Annotated in this window: 16 protein-coding genes; 7 read left to right on the forward strand and 9 right to left on the reverse strand. The window is 63.0% G+C overall.

What is annotated here, in order from left to right:
* Window positions 1–17: 17 nt before the first annotated feature.
* Window positions 18–572 (reverse strand): hypothetical protein, encoded by a 555-nt coding sequence (locus BMW89_RS13525; protein ID WP_092027010.1) that lies wholly within the window; start codon window positions 570–572, stop codon window positions 18–20.
* Between the two features lie 237 nt (window positions 573–809).
* Here BMW89_RS13525 and BMW89_RS13530 point away from each other — a divergent pair, with 237 nt between their 5' ends.
* On the forward strand, window positions 810–1,265 hold the full coding sequence (locus BMW89_RS13530; protein WP_092027012.1) for a cupin domain-containing protein: 456 nt from the start codon (window positions 810–812) through the stop codon (window positions 1,263–1,265).
* Between the two features lie 79 nt (window positions 1,266–1,344).
* On the opposite strand, the gene BMW89_RS13535 is transcribed toward BMW89_RS13530, so the two are convergent.
* The 7 genes from BMW89_RS13535 to BMW89_RS13565 all read right to left on the reverse strand — a co-directional run bounded on the left by BMW89_RS13535 (window position 1,345) and on the right by BMW89_RS13565 (window position 7,069).
* On the reverse strand, window positions 1,345–2,397 hold the full coding sequence (locus tag BMW89_RS13535; RefSeq protein ID WP_092027014.1) for an amidohydrolase family protein: 1,053 nt from the start codon (window positions 2,395–2,397) through the stop codon (window positions 1,345–1,347).
* 114 nt (window positions 2,398–2,511) lie between these two features.
* On the reverse strand, window positions 2,512–3,033 hold the full coding sequence (locus BMW89_RS13540; RefSeq protein WP_092027016.1) for a hypothetical protein: 522 nt from the start codon (window positions 3,031–3,033) through the stop codon (window positions 2,512–2,514).
* Window positions 3,034–3,098: 65 nt separating this feature from the next.
* The gene (locus tag BMW89_RS13545; RefSeq protein ID WP_092027018.1) at window positions 3,099–3,911 is read right to left on the reverse strand and encodes an MBL fold metallo-hydrolase; all 813 of its coding nucleotides are present in this window, start codon (window positions 3,909–3,911) and stop codon (window positions 3,099–3,101) included.
* Between the two features lie 60 nt (window positions 3,912–3,971).
* A complete protein-coding gene (locus BMW89_RS13550; protein WP_092027020.1) occupies window positions 3,972–4,376 on the reverse strand; it encodes a type II toxin-antitoxin system VapC family toxin in 405 nt (134 codons plus the stop codon).
* Complete coding sequence (locus BMW89_RS13555) at window positions 4,373–4,627, reverse strand: AbrB/MazE/SpoVT family DNA-binding domain-containing protein (protein ID WP_092027330.1); 255 nt, start codon at window positions 4,625–4,627, stop codon at window positions 4,373–4,375. The genes BMW89_RS13550 and BMW89_RS13555 overlap by 4 nt, the downstream gene beginning before the upstream one ends.
* A 79-nt stretch (window positions 4,628–4,706) precedes the next feature.
* Entirely contained in the window at window positions 4,707–6,233 is a 1,527-nt protein-coding gene (locus BMW89_RS13560; RefSeq protein WP_092027022.1) for a permease, read from the reverse strand.
* Window positions 6,230–7,069, reverse strand: coding sequence for an ABC transporter ATP-binding protein (locus tag BMW89_RS13565; RefSeq protein WP_092027024.1), 840 nt, complete (start codon window positions 7,067–7,069; stop codon window positions 6,230–6,232). The genes BMW89_RS13560 and BMW89_RS13565 overlap by 4 nt, the downstream gene beginning before the upstream one ends.
* Window positions 7,070–7,239: 170 nt before the next feature.
* On the opposite strand from BMW89_RS13565, the gene BMW89_RS13570 reads away from it, so the two are divergent.
* From BMW89_RS13570 to BMW89_RS13595, 6 genes are all read left to right on the forward strand, one after another.
* On the forward strand, window positions 7,240–8,115 hold the full coding sequence (locus BMW89_RS13570) for a branched-chain amino acid ABC transporter permease (RefSeq protein ID WP_092027026.1): 876 nt from the start codon (window positions 7,240–7,242) through the stop codon (window positions 8,113–8,115).
* A gap of 5 nt (window positions 8,116–8,120) precedes the next feature.
* Window positions 8,121–9,272, forward strand: a complete 1,152-nt coding sequence (locus tag BMW89_RS13575) for a branched-chain amino acid ABC transporter permease (RefSeq protein ID WP_092027028.1) — start codon at window positions 8,121–8,123, stop codon at window positions 9,270–9,272.
* The gene (locus BMW89_RS13580; RefSeq protein WP_092027030.1) at window positions 9,269–10,027 is read left to right on the forward strand and encodes an ABC transporter ATP-binding protein; all 759 of its coding nucleotides are present in this window, start codon (window positions 9,269–9,271) and stop codon (window positions 10,025–10,027) included. The genes BMW89_RS13575 and BMW89_RS13580 overlap by 4 nt, the downstream gene beginning before the upstream one ends.
* Before the next feature lie 3 nt (window positions 10,028–10,030).
* Window positions 10,031–10,819, forward strand: a complete 789-nt coding sequence (locus tag BMW89_RS13585) for an ABC transporter ATP-binding protein (protein ID WP_092027032.1) — start codon at window positions 10,031–10,033, stop codon at window positions 10,817–10,819.
* A 111-nt stretch (window positions 10,820–10,930) separates the two neighbouring features.
* Window positions 10,931–12,769: an AMP-dependent synthetase/ligase gene (locus BMW89_RS13590; protein ID WP_092027034.1), complete on the forward strand. Its 1,839-nt coding sequence runs from the start codon at window positions 10,931–10,933 to the stop codon at window positions 12,767–12,769.
* An 80-nt stretch (window positions 12,770–12,849) separates the two neighbouring features.
* Complete coding sequence (locus BMW89_RS13595; RefSeq protein ID WP_092027036.1) at window positions 12,850–14,049, forward strand: ABC transporter substrate-binding protein; 1,200 nt, start codon at window positions 12,850–12,852, stop codon at window positions 14,047–14,049.
* Between the two features lie 188 nt (window positions 14,050–14,237).
* Here BMW89_RS13595 and BMW89_RS13600 read toward each other — a convergent pair whose 3' ends face one another.
* The gene (locus BMW89_RS13600; RefSeq protein WP_092027038.1) at window positions 14,238–15,362 is read right to left on the reverse strand and encodes a lysozyme inhibitor LprI family protein; all 1,125 of its coding nucleotides are present in this window, start codon (window positions 15,360–15,362) and stop codon (window positions 14,238–14,240) included.
* Window positions 15,363–15,456 lie beyond the last annotated feature (94 nt).

Genomic DNA, 15,456 nt, shown 5'->3' on the forward strand with positions numbered 1-15,456 from the left:
TATCCTTAAAGCCTCTCTCACGCCGCCGCGTTGCGCAGCATCGGGTTGTTGTCGATGCTGAAGCGGTTGAACAGCGTCGTGAACGGGCTGCCGTCGGTGGCCCGGACGATGGCGTCGGAAGCAGCCACGGCGTCGTAGAGCGCACCGACCGGATCGTCCGGCTCGGGCAGGTCGAGTCTGCCACGGATTTCCTCGCGAGCCTCGTTGATGTCGTCCTCGTCGTCGAGTGTTGCCTCCAGCGCATCCGCCGCGCGCCGCATCTCCTGGAGATCGCCGCCGGCGGAGAATTTGAGGATGTCGAGCCAGTACGGGCGGGCAACGACGAGCTGGACGAACGCCTCGAAACTCTCCGCGATAATCCCGGCGCGGCCCTCCGATGAGACGTAGAGCACATTCCGCGACGGCAGCAGCACGAAGGCGCCGCCGGAGCCGTCACTGCCGATCTGCCGGGGGCTGTCGAGGCCGTCGATGGTGAACCAGGGTTCCTCGTCGGCTGCGAAGGTGACATCGAGGCTGCCGAGCCAGGCGACGATCTCGCCTTGGGCTGTCAGAACCTCCGGGGTGAGGGGCATCGGTCGGGCTCCTTCAATGATCAATTCCGCGCAATTTGTCGCACCCCGGGAAAGAGGGGTTCATGTGCGCGAATTCGCAGGGAAATCGTGACGTTAACCGCTTCGCACTTGCAACTTGCGGCTGATTGTCGGCGCCTGCGTAAGAAAGAATTAAAAACCGGCTACTAGCGTTCCAACATCTTTCGAAACAATCCGGGCCAAGACCCGGCCAGTCATATTATATCCCTGGGGAAGTAGATGTCGCGCGCATTGATTGAAATCGGTAGTTGTAACGTGGACCTCGAGCTGCGGCCGATCGAGCCGTCCTGGATCATCGAGGGCAACCCGGTGTCGCGCTCGCACATCCTGTCCACCAGCTCCGACGGCACCGCCTCTACCATCATCTGGCACTGCACCGAAGGCCGTTTCAACTGGTACTACGACATCGACGAGACGATCATGATCATGGAAGGATCGATCGTGCTCGAAAGCGACGGCATGAAGCCGAAGCGCTACGGCCCCGGCGATGTCATCTTCTTCCGCGACGGCGCGCATGCCAAATGGCATGTCGAAGGCCACGTCAAGAAGATCGCCTTCTGCCGCAAGACCAATCCCGTGATGATCGGTTTCCTGATCCGCGTCGTCAACAAGTTCAAGCGGATGTTCGTCCCCGCCGGCGAGCGCCGTCCGGCCTCGCTGTTGGGCGCCGGCTAGTCATTTCCAGGTTTCAAGGACGCTTCCCAGCGGCCACGACGAAGAGGGGTCGGGATTAACATCCCGGCCCCTCTTCTTGTCAGGACGGCAGATCGAGCCGGTAGAATTCGGTCGCGGTCTGCGAGAACAGCGCCGTCTTCTCGGTCTCGCTCAGGGGTGCCGCGATGCGTTTGAAGGCGTTGAAGATCACCTGGTAGCTGCACTGCCCTTTGTCCGGCGGAAAATTGCTCTCGAACATCGCGCGTTTGGGCCCGAACGCTTCGATGCAGGTCTCGACATAGGGCCGCCACGCCGCGGCAAGCTCCTCGGAGGACGGTGGCGTCTCGCGCAGGTGGAAGTCGTAGCCGAGCAGGCACATCGCGAGGCCGCCGAGCTTCACCACCACGTTCTCGCACTTCGCGATCTCCTGGATCGAGGCGCGCCATTGCGGAAACACCTCCTCGCGTCGTCCGGCAAAGCGGCCAACGCCGGCCGGGCCGCCGCAATGGTCGAGCACGATTTTGGTGTCGGGGAAGGCGCGCGCGAGCTCGGCCAGCTCGCCGATCTGCGGATGGAATAACCAGGCATCGAAGCTGAGGTTCAGCGGCGCGAGGCAGGCAAAGCCCTTGCGGAATGCCGGATCCTGCAACAGCCCCTTCGGCCGGTTCGCATACATGCCGGCGACGGCGGGGTCCTGGTCCCAGGCCGAAGAATGCCGGATGCCGCGGAAGCGGCCGTTGCCCGCCGCGATCTCGGCTTCAAGCACTGGTTTCGCCGCATCGCCCAGCAGCAGATTGGCGTGGCTGATGATGCCGGCGCAGATCGCGGTCTTGCCGTAACCGCCGCTCGCGCTCATCGCGGCAACGCCGTTGGCGAACTCGACTTCGCCGACGGGCCGGAACGCCTCGGGCCCGTGCGCGCGATACATCGAGCGGCAGTCGACATAGACAGTGGCGATGATGTTGTGGCCGCTGGCGATATCGGCGGCCATCTCCTCGATCAGATAGCGGTGTCCGCGATTCCAGAGATGGTGATGGGGATCGACGATCGGCCGCGCCGGGTCGATGATCTCCTCCTGATATTGCGCGAGCCAGTCCTCGCGCGGCTCGACGAATAGCCCGCTCGTGTTGGCAGGCAGACCGCTTGCAGCCATCGGCGTTCGCTCCCTCTATGTTTTTTTGTGGCGGGAGCCTAGCACCTCAGTTCCTCAGGCAGCAGCGCGCATGACGCAACCGCGCCCGTCATCGCGAGCACAGCGGTGCTGTCGTCAGCCCTTCCGTCGCTTTGCCCTCACGTCGACCACCAGCCGCCAATCAACTGCGGCGGCTGGCTTGACCTCGCCGAGCCAGTGGAAGGAATTCTCGCGGATCTCCGTAAAACTCCAGCGCGTTAGCTCACCAGCTTCGGTCGTGCCTTCCTGCATGATGTCCTCGCCGCGCGCGCGGCCGATCTGCTGACGGAATACGCAGCGACCGGGATCGAACCAGGAAATCCGCCACGCGGACATGGAGGGGTCATAGACCCGCAGCGTCGTGCCGTACCAATTGCCGGCGATCGGAAAGGCCGGGGCGCCAACAGGGCGGGGGACGATCCAGACGTCCTGGACGGCGCGTCCCTCCAGCACCCAGCCGAAATGGATCTCGCCGGGCGCGATGTGTTTCGTTCCGTCGGGGCTGTGCGCGGTGATCTCGGCGTCCCAGTCACCGACGAAGCGGCCGTAGAGCTGAAGCGCCGCCGCGTGCTCGGGGTTCGGTCCATCCGCGTGCAACAATCTCGCAAAGTCGGTCATGGCGGTCTCCTATTGCGAGGAGATCAGCACGACTGGCGCGCAGCCGACTTGGAGAAAATTGCGCGTCAGACGCCGTCGAGGATGATCACCGTTGGCTTCGCCGGCAACGCGTCCCGCGACATCCGGAACGAACGTTCGCTGCGCCGGTCGATCTCGAACTGCTGGCCGATCAGCCGCATGAACTCGTCGAGCGGGGTGGCGAAGCGGTGCATCGGCAGCACCACCGAGGCGCGCAGCCGCTTGGTGATCTCGGAGACCCCGTCCAGTGACATGGTGTAGGTGCCGTCGATCGGCACCATCACGATGTCGAGCCGTCCGATCTGGGCAAAATGGCTGTCGTCGAGCTTGTGGTGGAGATGGCCGAGATGGCCGATGCAGAGGCCGGCAACCTCGAAGATGAAGATCGAATTGCCGTCGCGGATCATGTCGGTGCCGGAATCATCGCCGAAATAGCGGCGGATGTCGGTGGTGACATTGCGGATGAAGGTGTCTCCGATTCGCTCCGAAACGATCGCCGGCTTGCCGTCCTCGCCCCAGCCATGCAGCACATGAGGAATGCGCTTGTCGGGAAATAGAGAGTAGTGCGTGCTGTGCGCCCGGTTCATGGTGACGACGTCGGGCAGCCGTCCGACCTGATAGGCGCCGCTATAGTCGGTGGCGATGCGCAAGCCCCCGGGCGTGTCGATGAAATAGGTGGAGTGGCCGGCATAGGTGATCTGGACTTCGGCCGCCGCTGCGGCTTGCCGGAAGGCGACGGACATGGTGCGCGGTGCGGCGTTGGCCATCGCCAGGCATTCGCTGCGCTGTGGCTGCTGGGCGAGGGCAGGCGCAGCTAGCCAGCCGAGAAACGCAAAAGCCGTTAGCAACAGTCGAAACATGCAGAACCTTCCGCCGCTCAATCGACGATCTGCTCAGTGTATCTATGAATTATCTTCGCGTCATGTGGTGCCGGCAAGCCGCGCCAATCCGCTGCTTGCCGCGATCAGTTTCACGGCTTTCTTGTCGAAGGACACGAAAGTATCGGCTCCAAGCCAGTTACCTTCGTGGGCGATGACGCCATCGGCGAAATCGCCCCCGGCATCGAGGAGCGCCAGTCCGGCCTCGGCTGCCGGCCGGTCGACGACTGCATTGGAGGCATTGATCAGGTGCCGGATCGAAGCCGCGATATTCACCGCGGAGGTCTTGTAGCCTCGTGAGAGGACCCAGACCAATTCACACAATGCAGAGATCGAGATGGCTACGACGTCCGCCTTCTTGAGGAGCGCTTCGGCCGCCTTGCTCTGTTCGGCGTTATCCCCAACCAGAACCCGTATTAGGACGTTGGTGTCGGGCGTTATCTTCATCGCTTGCCAGCCCAGCTATCAGCAATGATCTCATTCATCTCTTCGATCGACAGTGTTCGACCGTTCGTTTTTCCTTTCAGGAAACCGAAGGCATCGGAAATCTTTCCGGTTGGCCGGGCTGCCTTTACCTCAACTCGTCCCCCGGGAAGCTTCTCTATCGAGATCTTGTCGCCTGGATGCACACCGAGGTGCTCCAGAAGATCCTTCCGCAAAGTAACCTGGCCTTTAGCCGTGACGGTGAGTGTGCCCATGGGATACTCGATGGCTGATGCCATCTATAGGTAAGGCAATTTAGCCTTACTTTCAAGTGGGCGACACCGAGCCAAGATCTCACTCCCGCCTTGGGCTAAACTTCCAGGTCATCGCCACCAGGCCCGCAGTAATCAGGCCGCTGATGAGGCCGGCCAGCGGCAGCGCGAGCAGCAGCGCCGCGCTGGCGGCCCAGCCGATCGATGAGAAGGCTTCGGCAAAGGTCGCAAGCCGCGACGAGGTCTGGCGGCGCCGGAATTGGCTGCGCCGGGCCTGCACCCGGAACCAGAGCTGGATCGCGGTCGCGGAGGCCGCGCTGATGATGACGGCACCGGCGCTCACCGCGGCCTGGAACGGCGAAGCGAAGGCGAGCGCTGCGACCAGCGGACAGAAGATGGCAGAGATTGCGATCAGCACCACCTCGATCTTGGCGCGGATGGCCCCGGAGGGCGTCAGCGGCGCGGTGGCGACCAGATCAGGCGCGTCCTCGCCCGAGATCGTCAGCCAGGCGAGCCCGCCCGCGAGTTGCCCCGCGGCCATCACGATCACGGGCGTGATCAGTGTCAGCGCCGCCGAGCTGTCGGCAAAGCTGCGCCACAGCAACAGCGCCGGCGGCACCAGATAGAGCAGCTGCATCAGGGTCTGCGAGATCAGCCAGGGATCGCGCCAGAGCAGCGAAAATTCCTTGCGCCGCAGCGCCTGCTGCCGCGATCCGCCGCGGAACGGGCGCTCCTTCGCGCGCTTGCTGCCCGATTTGCCATAAGCGGCGGCGTCGATCGCAGTGTCGGCAAAGCGGCCCGAGAACATCGCCATCACGCTTCCGAGCAGCACCAGACCCAGCGCCAGAAGAAGCAGTAGCGCTTCGCTGTCGCCCATGGTCGCCCGCGCGGGCCACCACCAGATGCTGTCGACATCGGGGGCGTGGTCGGCGAAGGCACCGGAGGTCAGAATGGTGAAGCGCGACAGCGTGCCATAGGACATGATCGCGGCGACCTGGAGCGCGATCACGAAGCCCGCGCCGATGATGGCGGCGAGGATCTGTGCGACGAAGCGCGTGCGCGCCGGGCCGATCAGCCGGAACAGCAGGATGGTGACCGCAATCGCGACCGCTGCGGCCGACAGCCCCATCGCGACGACGACGCCGAACGCGGCGAGCCAGCGCGGCCCGCCGCCGATCACCAGCACGTCGATGAAGGGCGTCGAGAACAGCAGCGCCAGCACCGTGACGGTGAGCGCGATCGCGGCGATGCGGACCGAGAACAGATTGGCCAATGTCGCGGGCGAGGACATGATCAGGTCGAGATCGGCGCGGGCGTAAAACACCCGCGTCACCGATTCGATCGCCTGCGACAGCATCAAGGTCCAGGCGAGAAAGATCGTCGCCGAGATCACGATTAGCGACGATTTGTCGAGCGGCAGTTGCAGATCGGCGAAGCGGCCGATCACCGCCCAGGCCGGCACGTGCAGCAGCGCTGCGAAGAACAGCAGGCCGATCATTGCGGCGCGCGCTCGCTTGCGCCGTCCGCCGGTCATCATGGCGAACCATTCCCGCCAGGCGAGCCGAAGCTCGTGGCGCGCGAACCAGGACAGCGCGGTCGCCGAGCTCATGCGGCTTCCTGGAGCGTCACCAGCGCGATGAAGAGATCTTCCAGGCTGGTGTCGGCATGGCCGTTCTGCTGGCGCAGCTCGGTGAGCGTCCCCTCGGCAACGAGGCGGCCCGAGGCGATCACGCCGATGCGGTCGGCCATGCGTTCGGCGACCTCGAGAATATGCGTGGTCATGATGATGGTGCAGCCGGCCTGCACGCGCTCGCTCAGCAGGCCCTTCACGTGGCGCGCGGAGACGGCATCGAGGCCCGTCAGCGGTTCGTCGAGAATGATAAGGCGGGGATCGTGCACCAGCGCGCCAGCCAGCGCGACCTTCTGGCGCATGCCCTTCGAAAATCCCTCGCAGCGTTCGTGCCGGTGCGGCTCGAGCCCGAGCGAGGTCAATAGCTCCTGCGCGACCGGTTCCGAGGCCGATGGCGCGATGCCCCAGAGGCCGGCGACGAATTCGAGATATTCGAGCGGGGTGAGCTTGTCATAGATCATGGGCTCGTCGGAGACCCACGCCATCACCTGCTTGGCGGCGACGGGGTTTTCGAGCGCATCGATGCCGAAGATCGAGACCGCGCCGGCATCGGGCCGCAGCAGGCCTGCAACCATGCGCAAAGTGGTGGTCTTGCCGGCGCCGTTGGGGCCGACGAGAGCGTAGAATTCGCCGGCATGAATGGTGAGATCGAGGCTATCGACCGCCAGACGGTCAAAACGCTTCGTTAACCCTCGGACTTCGAGCGCCGAGTTGTCCAGCTTCATGACGGCCACACCATCAGGTTTTGCATCGCCCGCGACCATGATCCCTAGATGTTTCGGCACCGTGAATCGCGCTGCCGCAAATTCCGGCATCCTCGTTGGACTAAAGGCAAGTCACCGTTTGTTGACAGCGCTGGACGGTTCAGGCTGAATTAGCGCCGGGACGAATGCGCTTCCGCAGCGGAATGACTGCGTAGCGGCTGGACACAAGATGCGACAAGGCGGTCGAAGAACCGCTGGTTGTATCGGGAGGATACGCGGCGATGCTGGATTTCGTTCAGCAGCTGGTCAGCGGTGTTGCGCTCGGCTGCGTCTACGGCCTGATCGCGCTCGGCTTCGTGCTGGTCTACAAGGCCACCGAGGTCGTCAATTTCGCCCAGGGCGATCTGATGATGCTGGGCGGCTTCTTCGCCTTCACCTTCATCGGCATGATGGGCCTGAACTACTGGGTGGGCTTTGCCGCTGCGGTGGCCGCCATGGCCCTGTTCGGCATGCTGGCGGAACGCGTGGTGGTGCGGCCGATCCTCGGCTATCCGCAATTCTCCATCATCATGGCCACGATCGGCCTCGGCTATTTCCTGCGCTCGGTCGCCGGTATGGTCTGGGGCACCGACGACTTCAAGATCGACACGCCGTTCAGCCAGGGCGTGCTGCGGATCGGCTCGCTGGTGCTGGCCCATGACAAGCTCTCGGTGATCGCGGCGACGGTCATCCTGTGTGCGCTGTTGTGGCTGTTCTTCAACAAGACCACGCTCGGCACCGCGATGCGCGCCAGCTCCGAGAACATGCTGGCGGCCTATTACATGGGCATTCCGGTCAAGCGCGTGGTGTCGATCGTCTGGGCGATCAGCGCGGCGGTCGCGACCTGCGCCGGCGTGCTGCTGGCGCCGATCACCTTCATCCATTCCAATGTCGGCCTCGTGCTCGGTCTGAAAGCGTTTCCCGCCGCGGTGCTCGGTGGCTTCGGCTCGATCCCCGGCGCGGTGGTCGGCGGCGTGCTGATCGGGGTGATCGAGAGCATGGCCGGCTTCTATCTGGCCGAGGGTTGGAAGGATGTCGCGCCCTACATCGTGCTGCTCGCCGTGCTCTTGCTCAAGCCCGAAGGCCTGTTCGGCCTTCACGTCCGCAAGAAGGTCTGAACGCCATGCGCTTCCTGTTCAAGACCGACTATGAGGACGACATCAGGCTGTTTCCGCATTCGGGCTATATCGTCTCTTACGGTCTTCTGCTGGCCGTGCTGCTGATCGCGCCTTACGTGCTGTCGAGCTATCTGATGAGCCAGCTCGTCTTCGTCTGCATCTATGCGACCGTCGGCGTGGCGCTGCTAATCCTGACCGGTTTTACGGGCCAGGCTTCACTCGGGCATGCGGCGTTTCTCGCGATCGGTGCGTACACAGCGGCGTATCTCCAGAAATACAATGTGCCGTTCCCGGTCTACTTCCTCGCGGCAGGGGCCCTGACCGGGCTGATCGGCGCGCTGGTCGGCTTTCCGGCGCTGCGGCTGCAGGGCATCTATCTTGTCATCGCCACCATCTCCTTCGCCTTCATCGTCGAGGAGATTTTGGCGCGCTGGGAGAGCGTTACCAATGGCAATGAGGGCATGCGGGTCAAGGCGGTCTCGCTGCTCGGCGTTACGGTCTCACGCGACAGCCCGACCTTCTATTTCATCTGTCTGGCCGTGCTGGTGCTGACCATCGTCGGTACGCTCAATCTCTTGCGATCGCCGACAGGGCGCGCCTTCGTCGCGATCCGCGACAGCGAGACCGCGGCGCGCAGCATGGGCATCAACGTCGCGCTCTACAAAGTGAAGTCGTTTGCGATCTCGGCGGCGATCACCGGCTTTGCCGGCGTGCTGTTCGCGCATAAGCTCTCGTTCATTTCGCCGGAGATGTTCACGCTCCAGCTTTCGATCGAGTTCATCATCGTGATTTTGATCGGCGGCACCTTCAGCCTGCACGGCGCGGTGCTGGGCGCGATCTTCATCGTGATGATCGACCCATTCCTGACCTACCTCAAGGACGACATGCCCGGCATCATCGCAGGCGTTGCCGCAACATTCGGCGCCGGCTCGGCGACTGCGGGGAACATCCAGTCCAAAGTCGCGGCCTTCGCCTCGCTAAACGGCCTGAAAGGCGCGATCTACGGCATCATCATCATGCTGTTCGTGCTGTTCGAGCCACTTGGCATCTACGGCCGCTGGCTCAAGATAAAACTCTTCTTCCAGCTGTTCCCGCTCTACAAGCGCGCCACCTTCAAGCGGCAGAAGATCTACGTGAAGTCGGAGCGCAACCGGTGAGCTATTTCCGCGCCGAGAATCTTTCGTTGCATTTCGGGGGCCTGAAGGCCGTCGACGCGGTTTCGTTCGCGGTCGAGAGGGGCGAGATTCTCTCGATCATCGGGCCGAACGGCGCCGGCAAGAGCTCGATCTTCAATTTGATCTCGCGCATCTACCGGCCGACCTCGGGCCGCATCTTCTTCGAAGACCAGGACATCACCGAGCAGCCGCCCTACGACATCGCGCGGTTAGGCATTGCCCGTACCTTCCAGAACATCGAGCTGTTCGAGAATGCGACCGTGCTCTCAAATCTCCTGGTCGGCCGGCACCGGCATTCGACCACGCAGCTCTGGCAGGAATTGCTGTTCCTGCCGAGCGTGCGCGCGAACGAGAAGGTGCACCGCCGTCGTGTCGAGCAAGTCATCGAGTTCCTCGATCTCGAGCCCTATCGCGACAAGCTGATCTCCGGTCTTCCCTACGGCGTGCGCAAGGTGATCGAGCTCGCGCGCGCGCTCTGTTCCGAGCCAAAACTGATCCTTCTCGACGAGCCGTCGTCCGGCCTCAATGTCGAGGAGACCGACGACATGTCGTTCTGGATCCGCGACATGAAGAGTGAGCTCGGTGTCACCGTGCTGATGGTCGAGCACGACATGTCGCTGGTGAACCGCGTCTCCGATCGCGTCATCGCGCTGAATTACGGCCGCGTCCTTGCGATGGGCTCGCCCGCCGAGGTGCAGCGGCACCCCGACGTCGTCGCCGCGTATCTGGGAGCGTAAGCGATGGATGCGACCGTGACGCCCGATGTCATCTTAAAACTCTCCAACATCGAGAGCTATTACGGGCCGATCATGGCGATCCGGGGCATCTCGCTGGAGGTGCCGCGCGGCCGCATCGTCACGCTGCTGGGCGCCAACGGCGCCGGCAAGACCACGGTGCTGAAGACGATCTCCGGTATTCTCGATCCGCAAAAAGGCGCAATCGAGTTCATGGGCAAGCCGATCCAGCGCATGGAGGCCGATCGCATCGTGCGGCTCGGTCTCAGCCATGTGCCGGAGGGGCGCGAAGTGTTCCCGTTCCTCTCGGTGCGCGAGAATCTGATGATGGGCGCCTATCCACGTAGGGATCGCGACGGCGTCGCGGAGGATCTGGAGCGTGTCTATGGCTATTTCCCGCGCCTGAGGGAGCGCATCAACCAGCCGGCCGGACAGCTCTCCGGCGGCGAGCAGCAGATGCTCGCGATCGGCCGCGCGCTGATGAATCGGCCGACGCTGCTGCTGCTCGACGAGCCCTCGCTCGGCCTGTCGCCGATCCTGGTGAAGGAGATTTTCACGATCATCCGCCGCGTCAACGAGGAGCAGGGCATGTCGATCCTGCTGGTTGAGCAAAATGCGAAGGTGGCGCTGGAGACGGCGCATTACGGCTATGTGCTCGAGATCGGCCGCATCGTCATGAACGACAGCTGCGACCGCTTGATGCATTCGAAGGACATCCAGGAGTTCTACCTTGGCGCCAAGGAACAAGGCGCTAGAGGCGAGCGGCGCTGGAAAAAGAAGAAGACTTGGCGTTGAAGTGCCGTGGCGTTGAAGAAGAACTGGCGTTAAATGGGACGGCCTGTCCGCAAGACATAGACCGCCGGCAAGGCAGGCAGCGGAGGGGAGAGCGACAAGGAGGGAATGCGCATGGCCCGACCGGCGGTGCTGACAGTCGCTGATACGATCGCGAGGAGCTTTCTGTGCGCCGCGGAGACGCGAGGCGACAGGCCGGCGATCCGCGAGAAGAAATTCGGGATCTGGCAGCCGACGAGCTGGCGCGAATGGCTGGAGATTTCGAAAGAGATCGCCTACGCACTTCGCGCAATCGGCTTCGGGCCCGGCGACGTCGTCTCCATCATTGCCAATGCCGTGCCCGAATGGGTCTACGCCGATATGGGCATATTGTGCGCCGGCGGCGTCTCCTCCGGAATCTATCCGACCGATTCGTCGTCCCAGGTCGAATATCTCGTCAACGATTCCCGGACGAAAGTGATCTTCGCCGAGGACGAGGAGCAGCTCGACAAGATCCTTGCCTGCCGCGACCGATGTCCCTCGCTGCAAAAGATCATCGTGTTCGACATGGAAGGCCTCAGCGGCCTCGTTGACGACATGGTGATGTCGCTCGACGAGTTCCGCGCGCTCGGCCGCAACCACATGGTCGGGCGCGAAGCGTTGTGGCTGGAGATGATCGACAGCCGCAGCGCAGGCGATCTGGCGGTGCTCGTTTACACATCGGGCACGACAGGCCCGCCCAAGGGAGCGATGCATGCCAACCGCAGCGTCACGCACCAAATGCGGCACGCCAGCGATTTCATCCCGGCGCAAGAGGACGAAGACCGGCTGATCTTCCTGCCGCTCTGCCACGTCGCCGAACGCATCGGCGGCTATTACATCTCGGTCGCGCTCGGCTCGGTGATGAATTTTGCCGAAAGCCCGGAGACAGTGCCGGACAATCTGCGCGAGGTGCAGCCGACCATCTTCCTCGCGGTGCCACGCATCTGGGAAAAATTCTATTCCGCCATCACCATCGCGCTGAAGGATGCGACGCCGTTCCAGCAATGGGTCTACCGCCGCGCTATCGATGTCGGCTACCGCATGGTCGAGTGCAGGATCGAGGGCAGGGCGCCGCCGCTGTCGCTGCGCCTCGCCAACCACTTCGCTTACCGGCTCGCGTTCCGCAACATCCGCCGTATGATCGGGCTCGATCGCTGCCGCATCGCTTTCACGGGGGCTGCGCCAATCGCGCCGGAGCTGATCCGCTGGTATCTCGCGCTCGGCATCGACATGCACGAGCTCTACGGCCAGACCGAGAATTGCGGGGTTGCCACCATGATGCCGGCCGAGCGCATCAAGCTCGGCTCGGTCGGCACCGCCGTGCCCTGGGGCGAGGTCGCGCTGTCACCCGATGGCGAAATCCTGATCAGGGGCGACTTCCTGTTCATGGGCTATCTGAACCAGCCGGAGAAGACCGCCGAGACCATCGACCATCGCGGCTGGCTGCACACCGGCGATGTCGGCACCATCGACAACGAGGGTTTCGTTCGCATCACCGACCGGATGAAGGACATCATCATCACCTCCGGCGGCAAGAACATCACGCCCTCCGAGATCGAGAACCAGCTCAAATTCTCGCCCTACATTTCCGACGCCGTCGTGATCGGCGACAAGCGGCCGTACCTCACCTGCCTCGTCATGATCGACCAGGAGAATGTCGAGAAGTTCGCGCAGGATCACGACATCCCCTTCACCAATTATGCGAGCTTGTGCCGGGCAACCGAGATCCAGGACCTGATCTGGCGCGAGATCGAAGGCGTCAACGGCAATTTCGCCCGCGTCGAAACCATCAAGCGGTTCTATTTGATCGAACGCCAGCTTACGCCGGAGGACGAGGAGCTGACGCCGACCATGAAGCTGAAGCGCGGCTTCGTGAACAAGCGTTACGCTACCGAGATCGACGCGATGTATCGCGAGCGGGCGGTGGCCTGAGCAATCTTCTTGGAAAACAGCGAAGCAGCGATGGCCCCGCCCTTCGCGCACAACACGGGCCTTTAGGAGAGGAGACGTCAATGTCGATATCGTTGAGGGCGCTCGGCCTTGCGATGGGCGCGGTAGCGCTCACCAGCCTGCCGGCTTCTGCGCAAACCAAAGTCACCAATGAAGGTATTTCTGTAAACGAGATCGTCATCGGCACCCATCAGGACCTGTCGGGCCCGATCAAGGTCTGGGGCGTGCCGGTTTCCAACGGCATGAAGATGGCGGTCGAGGAGATCAACGCCACCGGCGGCATCCAGGGCCGCAAGATCAAGATGATCCTCGAGGACAATGGCTACGATCCGAAGAAGGGCGTGCTGGCCTCGCAGAAGATGGTCGAGCGCGACAAGATTTTTGTCATGATCGGCTCGATGGGCTCGGCGCCGACTCTCGCCGCGCAGGATATCCTGTTCGATGCCGGCGTGCTGCAGCTGTTTCCGCTGACGGCGGCTGAGTTCACCTACAAGTTCGATCCGGCTAAGCCGCAGGAGCGGTTGAAGTTCAACAATCTGCTGCCTTACGTCGACAGCACGCGCGCCGCGCTCAAATATATGATGGTGTCGAAGAACTTTCAGAAGCCCTGCATCATGCATCAGGACGATGAGTACGGCAAAAACGTGCTTGATGGCTTCACCCAGCAGCTCGCGGCCATGAAGGTGCAGGCGGCCTCGGTGACGAGCTACAAGCGCGGTGCTTCCGACTTCAGTGCGCAGGTCGCCAAGATGAAGTCTGATGGCTGCGATATCGTGGTGCTCGGCACCGTGATCCGCGAAACCATCGGCGCCATGACGGAGGCAAAGAAGCTCGGTTGGGACGTCACCTTCCTTGGTGCCTCGCCAACCAACGTGCTGGAAGTGCCGACGTTGGGCAAGGAGGCGGTTGAAGGGCTCTATGCAGCGAGCCTGTTCGAGATCCCCTATGAGGACACGGCCAAGGGCAAGGTGAAGGACTGGATTGTCAACTACAAGAAGATGTTCGGCACCGAAGCCAATACGCAGGCCATCATCGGCTACAACGCAGTCATGACGTTTGCGTTCTACGCCGACAAGGCGGGCAAGGATCTGACCGGACAGAAGATGCTGGACTCGCTGGAATCGGGCGAGAAATTCCTCGACATCTTCTCCTCACCCGCGACGAAGTTCTCCAAGACCGACCACCTCGCCAACACCATAACCCAGGTGCAGCAGGTCAAGGGCGGCCGCTGGGTTCTGGTGAAGGACAATCTGATGTTTTGATCTGGTGTTTCTCGCCGCACGAACGGTGCACCCTCGCCCCTTGTGGGAGAGGGTGGATCGCCGCATAGCGGCGAGCCGGGTGAGGGGTCTCTATCTTCACGAGCAGTCTAGCGAGTGGAGACAACCCCTCATCCGGCGCTTCGCGCCACTCCCACAAGGGGAGAAGGAAGAAAGAGAGGGGAGACATCCTACGATCCCCCGCCTGCGGTGCCCGAGTTCACGGGCGCCAGTTCGTCTTCCCGGCATCGCCAGCCATCTGCGGTTTTGACGAAGGCAAAGGTCCGCTGGATTCTCAGGCGGCGCGTGACGTTGAAGGCCTCGCCGGAGCGTTCTCTATTGCCGGCGCCCGGCCGCGGAAGGCCGGTCCTGGGGTCCCAGCAGGTGCCGGTGCAGTTCGACGCGACCTTGCTGCAGGTGGTGAACGGCGCCAGCACGACCATCTCGATCTCGCCCGTGACCTGCGCCTCCTGGTCGGTCACTTGGCTGTCGAGCGCGTAGACGCGGTTGATGCGCAGGAAATTGCCGCAGGAATTGGCCGCGTGGATGCGCGCGGCGCAAAAATCGACGGCGTCGGTGTCGGGGATGCGGGCCGCGACCTGCCGGCCGAACACTTTCTTCGGATCCCCTTTTGCGGCGGCGATCTCGCCGGTCTTGTGCTTCAGATAGTCGCCGAGACAATCTTCCGCGGGCCCGAGCTCCTGAAGCGGCACGTTCTCCTTGCCGACGAGATTGCATTTGCGATCGCGCTCTCGCGTCCACCTTCCGTATTCGGCGAAGGCAAAGCGTGCCGCGGTCGGGTCGAGCTTGCCGATCAGGCCGAGCACCTGGCTGTTGAGCTCCGTTTCGGCCAGCGCCAGCGACGGGTCCGCGCAGATCACCGCGCCCGCCGCGGTGTTGGCCGCCAGACAATCGAAATCCGGATCGCGCAGGATCGCGGCGCGCTCCTCGGTGACCTTGAGCAGGCACGCCCTCACCCGATCGAAATCGTCGGTGCGGATCGCGGTCTGGCCGACGATGCCGCAGCCGAGATTGCGCTGGCGGGTCCAGATTGCGTTCTCCTCGATTCCGGGCAGGCGGTCGGGCAGGCGGGAGAGCCGCGCTTCGATCGCGGTGCTGAGCTTGTCGGCGGCGGTGCTCAGCTCGGTGTCACCACAGAACAATTGATTGCCGGGATCGCGGATCTGCTGGCAGTTGTTTTTTGCGAACTGCGGCAGTCTGTCGGCGATGGAGCGGTCGGACGGGCCGGATTGCGCGGACGCAGGCGTCGCCGGGAGCGCCAGCAGCGCAAGTACAGTCAGCACGATGAACCGCATTCCAGTCGCCCCCGTATCGAAGGCGCCATGCTAGCGTTCCGGATCGTGTGGTGGAATGGGTTTGTGGTGGATGAATGTAGCCCGGATGGAGCGA

Origin of the sequence: Bradyrhizobium sp. OK095, assembly GCF_900109945.1 — a bacterium.
Classification (GTDB): domain Bacteria; phylum Pseudomonadota; class Alphaproteobacteria; order Rhizobiales; family Xanthobacteraceae; genus Bradyrhizobium.